The sequence below is a fragment of the Vibrio sp. A1-1 genome (genome assembly GCF_021728175.1).
Taxonomy (GTDB): domain Bacteria; phylum Pseudomonadota; class Gammaproteobacteria; order Enterobacterales; family Vibrionaceae; genus Vibrio; species Vibrio diabolicus.
Window position 1 is genome coordinate 1 of sequence record NZ_JAKKCL010000049.1, and the last position, 1,756, is coordinate 1,756.

At 45.2% G+C, this 1,756-nt stretch carries 1 protein-coding gene; it reads left to right on the forward strand.

Going from position 1 to position 1,756, the window contains the following annotated elements:
- Positions 1-132 precede the first annotated feature (132 nt).
- Entirely contained in the window at positions 133-1,746 is a 1,614-nt protein-coding gene (locus tag L3V30_RS23910) for an IS1634 family transposase (RefSeq protein ID WP_237310152.1), read from the forward strand.
- Positions 1,747-1,756 lie beyond the last annotated feature (10 nt).

Genomic DNA, 1,756 nt, shown 5'->3' on the forward strand with positions numbered 1-1,756 from the left:
CCGTCATTCCGCAGCCAATTTCAGAATTAAAACAATGTGATCCAGTGATCGTTTACAAATGTTAGTGCGACAGACCTCTTGACCGCGATCCCCAGTTTTGATCTATTACTGTTATTTAACGGTCACTTTATTATGTCTGCTGCTCAACCTGTCATTAAACGCCTAGATCACTTAGGGCTGATCGCTGCTTTCTGCCATGAAATCGGCTTACCTGGTATTATTGATCGCGTCATTCCCAAGTACTCGGATCATAACGTTTCACATGGCTATGCGGTCTTGGCGATGATTCTCAATGGTCTTGGCTTTCACAGCAGAACGCTGCATATGTTTTCTGATTTCTTCGAGACGAAGCCTGTTGCCAAGTTGCTTGCTAAAGATATTGAAGCTCACCATTTAACGGACGATGTACTCGGACGCACGTTAGATGCTTTATATGAAGCAGATGTCTCCGCACTTTATCAAGCGATTGCAGAGCATGTCGTTGATAAGCTAGGACTTAAAACAGACTCTGTACACCTTGATATCACTAGCTTCCATGTCGATGGTGAATACGCCCAGGACGAAGATCTTAATGCCATCAAGCTGGTAAAAGGCTACAGCCGAGACCACCGTCCAGAGCTAAATCAAGTGGTCCTTGAGTTGATTTGCGAAAATCAAGCTGGCCTGCCTGTTTACATGCAAGCGCTTAGTGGTAACACCAATGATGCTAAGGCATTCTCAGAAGTCACTAAACGGCATATTCATTGCCTGAAGGCAGCTCAAAACAGTCGCTACTTCATCGCCGATGCCGCTTTATACACCGAAGAGAGCATTCGTTCACTGGATGAGCAACAACAGAAGTTTATTACGCGTGTTCCAATGACCATTAAATCAGCCAAAGAGGCCTTAATGAACCTTGAGCCAGAGCAGCTGAGCCATATCGGCAATGGCTACTCGGGTTGTTGGGTTGACTCTGATTATGGCTCGGTATCTCAGAAGTGGCTGTTGATTCATAGTGAACAAGCAACCAAGCGAGAACAGGTAACGTTTTATAAGAACTTAGACAAAAATATCACCAAAGAGCTGAAAGCGCTGGGACAACTAAAGAAAAAGCAGTTTGCTTGCGCAGTGGATGCCGAGCAAGCAATGAGCGACTTCGCCAACCAGTGTCATTTGCTTGGCTTCGCGCAATCAACCATCGTTAAAGAGCCAATTTATTCAGGTCGTGGTCGGCCGAAGAAAGATGAAAAGCCGACGGGATACCACTATTTGATAGATGCTACGCCTTATACCGATCTAGAAAAGGTGAAACTGGCCAAGCTTAAAGTAGGTATGTTTATTCTCGCCACCAACGATACTGACAACACCGACCTAACAATGGTTGCATTGCTTGAACATTACAAGTCTCAGCAAAAGGTCGAACGCGGCTTTCGCTTTTTGAAAAGCCCTGAGTTCTTAACATCATCAATTTTCCTGAAGAAACCTCAGCGAATCGAGGCACTACTGATGATCATGACGCTGAGCCTACTCGTCTACGCAAGCTTAGAGCACAAAATCCGAGAGAGTCTCACTAAGACCGAGGAATTCTTTCCTAGCATGGTAAAGAACAAGACGACAACTAAACCGACGGCACGTTGGGTATTCTTAAAATTCGAAGGTATCGACACACTCGAATTTGGCGGCCAAAGCTTCATAACGGGTGTTCAAGAGCATCAGACTCGGCTGCTTAAGCTTCTTGGTGTTCTGTATGAAGCAGTTTATTCCTAAATTGGCTGCG